The organism is Synechococcus sp. R5-12, from assembly GCF_047502655.1.
GTDB lineage: Bacteria > Cyanobacteriota > Cyanobacteriia > Thermostichales > Thermostichaceae > Thermostichus.
In genome coordinates, this window is record NZ_JANSIM010000001.1 from 1 (window position 1) to 6062 (window position 6062).

Annotated in this window: 4 protein-coding genes; all 4 read right to left on the reverse strand. The window is 61.0% G+C overall.

The features are described 5' to 3' along the window. Positions 1 to 81: 81 nt before the first annotated feature. Positions 82 to 864 (reverse strand): S-adenosyl-l-methionine hydroxide adenosyltransferase family protein, encoded by a 783-nt coding sequence (locus tag NW843_RS00005; RefSeq protein WP_414521735.1) that lies wholly within the window; start codon positions 862 to 864, stop codon positions 82 to 84. A gap of 68 nt (positions 865 to 932) precedes the next feature. Continuing rightward, positions 933 to 3065, reverse strand: a complete 2133-nt coding sequence (locus NW843_RS00010; protein ID WP_011431917.1) for a TIGR00300 family protein — start codon at positions 3063 to 3065, stop codon at positions 933 to 935. Positions 3066 to 3149: 84 nt separating this feature from the next. Continuing rightward, entirely contained in the window at positions 3150 to 3902 is a 753-nt protein-coding gene (locus NW843_RS00015) for a response regulator transcription factor (RefSeq protein WP_414342492.1), read from the reverse strand. Between the two features lie 203 nt (positions 3903 to 4105). After that, complete coding sequence (locus NW843_RS00020; RefSeq protein ID WP_414521736.1) at positions 4106 to 5917, reverse strand: ABC transporter ATP-binding protein; 1812 nt, start codon at positions 5915 to 5917, stop codon at positions 4106 to 4108. Positions 5918 to 6062 lie beyond the last annotated feature (145 nt).

The following is a 6062-nucleotide window of genomic DNA, read 5'->3' on the forward strand; positions in this document are numbered from 1 at the left end:
TAAATTATTCTCTCTATCCTAACATAAGATCAACACGACCTAGGATCCCCAGTCTCTCCCTCTCTTTTCAGGCGAGGGGATCTAGCCGTTCCACTGCACGCGCACCTCATCTCCCACTTTGAAACCCAAGGCACGGCTGGCATTGCCCCGGTTTTGCACGATCTCCACCCAGCCGGAGCTGCCCACCAGGGCTAGCACTTCCCCAACTTCTCCCTCAGCAAAGGTGGCCACGGAGCGGACGGGGATCCCTTTGATCCAGGCGCTCCAGCTTCGACCTTCCACCCACTGTCCGGGCAAGTTGGTGATGCCGTTGCCGAAGTGATCGATGGCCTGGACCAGGCCGCGACAGCCGTTGGTCTCCATCTGGGGTGGCGGCCACTCCCAGCGGGTTAGTTCTGCTACGTCTAGGGGATCTCCCAGCTCCGCCAAAGGGATCCCGTTGGCCAGATGAGCGGCAACCGGGGCAAAAATATCCCGCCCATGAAAGGTGCGGCTGGGAGAGGGGGTGCGCCAATAGCGGGGCCGGTTGAGTTCCACAGCAGCCAGCGCCGGAGTTTGGGCCAAAACGCCGCTGAACAGGCCATTGTCAGGGCCAACCAAAAAGCCCGTCTCGGTTTGGATGGCTACCGCCCGGCGGCTACTCCCCACCCCTGGATCCACAACGGCCAGGTGAATGGTGCCCGACGGCAGATAGGGGTAGGCCGTCATCAGGGCCAAGCGAGCCGCCGCCACATCCTGAGGCGGGATCCCATGGCTGAGGTCGATGAGTTGAGCCTGTGGGGAAAGGGTATGAATCACCCCTTTCATAATGCCCACATAGGGATCCTGCAGGCCAAAATCCGTCAACAGGCTAATAAAAGGCATACCCTTTTGAGGCTTGAGGATCCCAGTTTAAGGATCCCAAAAGATAACAGCGCTTATGGATGGGGTGGCTAGCGGGCAGCAAGAGCAGGTTGCGGGCGCTCATACACCTGCCCCAAACGCGCCAACTGCTGCACCAGCAAGCTCAAGAACAGGCCCACATCGGTAACAATCCCCACCGACTCCAGGGATCCCCGATCGGCCAGCTTGGTCACCACCGCCGGGTTAATGTCCACGCAGATCAGCTTGACCCCGGCAGGCGTCATGTTCCCGGCACCAATGGAGTGCAACATGCTGGAGAGCATCAGCACCATGTCGGCCCCCTGCAGCAGCCGCGCATAATCCTGTTGGGCCTTGATCAGATCCATCTCCGTATCTGGCAGCGGCCCATCGTCGCGGATGGATCCCGCCAGGGAGAAGGGCACCTGAGCGCGAATACACTCGTAGAACACCCCGCCGGTAATCACGCCCGCTTCCACCGCAGCTCGGATGCTGCCGTACTTGCGGATGAGGTTGATGGTTTTGAGGTGATGCTTGTGGCCGCCCTTGACCGGCGTGCCCCGCGACAGATCCACCCCCAGCGAGGTGCCGTAGAGATTCTGCTCCAAATCGTGAACGGCAATGGCATTGCCCCCCAACAGCGCCTGCACATAGCCCTCCCGAATCAGGGTAGCCAAGTGGGATCCGCCGCCTGTGTGGATGACCACCGGCCCTGCCACCACCACCGTTTTGCCGCCCCGCTCCTTGATTTGCCGCAGCTCCCAGGCAATCTGCTCCACCAGGATCTCCACCCGCCGCTCGCTGGAGACCCCCGATCCCATAAAGGTAAACTCCTGGGAAGAGCGCTCTTTGCTGGCCTGGCGCACGGTGCGGATCCCTTCCACCCCACACACCACGGCATCCCCCACCTGCAAATCTCGAATCAGGGTGCAATAGGCTGAAAACTCCGTCTTGCCATTGCAATCGGATCCCTTGACCACGATCACCCCATCCATGCGCTGCCGCTGCACCGGGATCCACTGGCCGGCCACCCGCACCTGCGTGGGGTAGATGGTGGTGACATAAAAATCGTCGGGCGCTACCCCTGCTTTCTCTACCCGCTCCAGACGGGCATCTTGCTGGGTTTCCTCCGAGAGACGGGCCCCCTGCTCGATCAAGGCGCTGAGAATGGTATCCAGGGTCTCTTCGGTGGGAGCGGAAACGGCCAGTTCCACCGTGGAAGTGCTCTGCCGTTTTTCCCCAAGCTGAAACTTGAGGATCTGGAAGCTGCCGCCATTGTCGACAATGCAATCGACGGCTCTGGTGAGCAGGTCGCTGTCCACCAAGTGTCCCTGGAGGGTCACCGTCCGGCTGAGCACCGTGGCCACCGGATCGGTTTGGGGAGCCACCGTCTCGTCGAGGCGCAATGTCAAGCACTTGGCCGCCCCACCGGCTTTCAGGAACTCCGTCAGCTCCGTCTGCACCACCGCAAATCCCCGCTCCTGTAGGGTGGCTTCCAGCTCTGGGCTGACCCGATTCACCAAGATCGTGCCGTTCACATCCACGGCATTGCAGGCAAAGTGAATGGCATCCGCCTCCTGAACCGGGATCCGCTTTTCAGGGGGCACCCGCATCTCGATCAAGCGGTTGGAATAGGCATCAAAAGCCGGTGGATAGTAAAGCAAATAGCCTTCGGAGAGGGGGCAAAAGCAGGTGTCTAGGTGGTAGAACCGCTCGTCCACCAGCCGCAAAGACAACACCTCGATCCCCAGCCACTTGGCCAAGTAGGGGTGAGACTCCAACATGGAGCGAAAGCCGTAGCCCGCCCACAGCCAGCGCCCTGCCCGATCCAACAGAGCATCTCCCGCCCCCTCAAAAGCCAGGGCCGGCGGCAGCTCATAGACGGTGTAGCCCTGTTCCTCAAACCAAGCCTTGAAATGGGGCTGTTCCCCCTGCCGCTCTGGGTGATAAAAACGGCTCAGCACCACCTTGGATCCCAGGATGAGCCCAGCATTCGCCGTAAACACCATATCCGGCCATCCCGGCACCGGCTGGATCAGCTTCACCTCCGCCCGCTGCGAGAGATGCCGATAAAGAGCCTGCCACTGCTGCAGCGCCCGTTCTCGCGAAGAGCGGTGAACATTCCCCACCATCCAGGGGTTGATCACATAGTCCACCTCGTAGTGATCGGGTGGGCACATCAAATACCGAATGGCACCAGGCATAGATCTCAGAGCGCAATCTGCAGCAGGGCATCCCCTAGATTAGCAGTTGCGTGAGCAGCATCCTCAAGAATCATGAAAGAATCATTATTTGTGGGAATCTTTCGCCAGCTCTGGCTGCAGTGGGCTGGGATCGGCAATGTTGGGCAACTCCAGACAGTAGCCCGCCCCATAGACGGTTTTGATGTACTGGGGGTGGCGGGGATCCGGCTCCAGCTTGGTGCGCAGGTGGCGGATGTGAACACGGATGGTCTCGATGTCGTCGTCGGGCTCGTAGCCCCACACCTCCTGCAGGATTTCGCTGGGGGAAACGGTCTGCCCATGTCGCTGCATCAGACAGTGGAGCAGGTCAAACTCCAGGTGGGTGAGCTTGATCGTTTTGCCGAACCACAACGCCTCAAAGCGCTCCGGCACCAGCGTGAGAGGGCCATAGGTGAGGATCTCCCCATGCTTGGCCGCCTGTGGGATCCGGTCTGAACGACGCAGCAGGGCCCGCACCCGCACCAGCAGCTCCTGCACCTCAAAAGGCTTGGTCAGGTAGTCGTCGGCACCGGCATTAAAGCCCTCGATCTTGTCCTGGGTTTGGCCGAGGGCGGTGAGCATCAAAATCGGGATCTCGCTGGTGCGCTCCTCCCGCCGCAAGCGCTGACAAACGGTCAGGCCATCTACCTGGGGCAGCATCAGGTCGAGGATGATCAGATCGGGGAGAACTTGCAGAGCCAGTGCTTGTCCGCGCACCCCATCGGTGGCCTTCACAACCTCGTAGCCCGCCAACTCCAGATTGATGCGCAGGATATCCAGAATCGAAGGGTCGTCCTCAATAATGAGTATGCGAGCCATAGCCGGTTGCAGCCCAAACTGCGGATAAAACGTTTTGTTAAATGTGCTAACAAAGAGCCGAAGCTTTACGACTGGAAGTTTACTTAATTTTAGCCTCATTGCAAATCTTACTGCGAAGTTAACCCGCAGGGTTGCCCAGCCCGGAGCCGGATGCAGGGGAAACTTTTCAACCCGTTTGGGGCAAATGGGTGCGTTTTTAAGGCCTACGGCCCGCTATCGCGAACGGATCTCCCTTTGGGGGAAGTGCTCCGCACCGCTGGCGCGAACGCGGCGATGAGGCGGCGGGTGTAGTCCTGCTGCGGCTGCTGGTAGATCTGGGAGGTGGGGCCAAGCTCTTCGATGCGGCCCCGGTTCATGACCATGATGCGGTCGCTCATGAACTTGACCACGCTCAGGTCGTGGGAGATGAATAGGTAGGTCAGCCCCAGTTCCTCCTGCAGATCCTTGAGCAAGTTCAGCACCTGGGCCTGCACGGAGACATCCAGAGAAGACACCGCCTCATCGCAGACGATCAGGCGCGGCTCCGAGGCCAGGGCGCGGGCAATACAGATCCGCTGCCGCTGTCCTCCGGAAAACTGGTGGGGCAGGCGATCCAGCGCTTCCGGATCCAACCCTACCCGTTCAAACAGGCGTTGGGCCCGTGCTCGTCGCTCAGCAGCATTTCTCCCAATCCCGTGCAGGGCCATTGGCTCTATGACGCTGGCTCCCACACTCATGCGTGGATCCAGTGAGGCTGCCGGATCCTGAAAGATCAGCTGAATCTCGCGGCGGAGACGACGTAAGCGTTGGGGCGGCAAGCGGAGCAGCTCCTCGCCGTCGTAGATCAGCTGGCCAGAGCTGGCACGGACCAGGCGCAACAGGGTTCGCCCCAGGGTGGTTTTGCCGCAGCCGGACTCTCCCACCAGCCCCAAGGTCTCTCCGGGGTAGAGGTCAAAGCTGATCCCATCCACAGCTCGGATCTCGCCCACCTGGCGGCCAAATGGCCCTCGACGGACGGCGTAGTGGGTTCGCAGATCCCGCACCTGCAGCAGGGGGGGCTGACTGTACAGCCGGCGCAGCCGTTCTTCCTCTAAGGACTCCGTCCCGCTTACGCGAACGGCAGCCGGGATCTCCACTTGCTGCCACTGCTCCTCCAGGGATCCCCCTTTTTCCAGAAAATCCTGGACGGTGGGCAACCGCCGCAACCGCCGCTCCAACACCGGGCGACAGGCCAACAGGCCGCGGGTGTAGGGATGCTGGGGATCCCGAAAGATCTGCTCCACCGATCCCTGTTCCACAGCTTGGCCCCGGCGCATCACCACCACCTGATCTGCCAGTTCGGCCACCAAATTGAGATCGTGGGTGATGAAGAGGATGGCCATCTGCCGGTGCTGCTGCAGCTCCCAGAGCAGGCGCAGGATTTCCGCTTGCACCGTAACATCTAGAGCGGTGGTCGGCTCATCGGCAATCAACAGTTGGGGATTGGAGGCGATGGCACAGGCGATGGCCGCCCGTTGGATTTGGCCGCCGGAGAGCTGATGAGGGTAGCGCTCCAGCATCTGGGGAGAAAGCTGCACCTCCTCAAACAGGCGAATGGCTTGGGCGCGGATCTCCGCCGGGCTCAGGGAGGTGTTGGCCCTCAAGGTTTCCTGTAACTGCTGGCCACAGGTGTAGAGGGGGTTGAGGGCGGTGCTCGGCTCCTGGAAAATCATGGCGATCTGGGATCCGCGATAGCGCCGCCGTTGCCGGGGATCCAACTGCAGCCAGTCCACCGTTCCGTTGGGGCCCTTGAAGAGGATTTTGCCCTCCACCCGGGCCGAGCTGGGCAGCAGATCAATCAGCGTCAGGGCGGTCATGGTTTTGCCGGATCCCGACTCCCCCACCAGGCCCAAGGTCTGGCCGATCCCGATCTGGAAAGACAGCCCATCCACCACCGGGGATCCCGAGGGCTCGCCAGCTGCACGGCTGGGCAAGAAAACCCGCAGCCCTTGTACGGTCAGCAAGGCAGAATCGGCAGTAGAGACAGCCTCAGTCATGGCGACGAAAGTGCTCCGCACCGCTGGCGCGAACGCATTAGGGGAATTGGCAGGATTATAGACTACCGCCCCCGCCTTGGCCTCCAAAGTGCTCCGCACCGCTGACCAAAAGGCGCGGCAAGCCCCGTCCTTCAGGGCAGGGAAG

Coding starts and splice junctions, on each gene's coding strand:
- NW843_RS00005 (WP_414521735.1), bottom strand. CDS start 864: ATGCCTTTTATTAGCCTGTTGACGGATTTTGGCCTGCAGGATCCCTAT.
- NW843_RS00010 (WP_011431917.1), bottom strand. CDS start 3,065: ATGCCTGGTGCCATTCGGTATTTGATGTGCCCACCCGATCACTACGAG.
- NW843_RS00015 (WP_414342492.1), bottom strand. CDS start 3,902: ATGGCTCGCATACTCATTATTGAGGACGACCCTTCGATTCTGGATATC.
- NW843_RS00020 (WP_414521736.1), bottom strand. CDS start 5,917: ATGACTGAGGCTGTCTCTACTGCCGATTCTGCCTTGCTGACCGTACAA.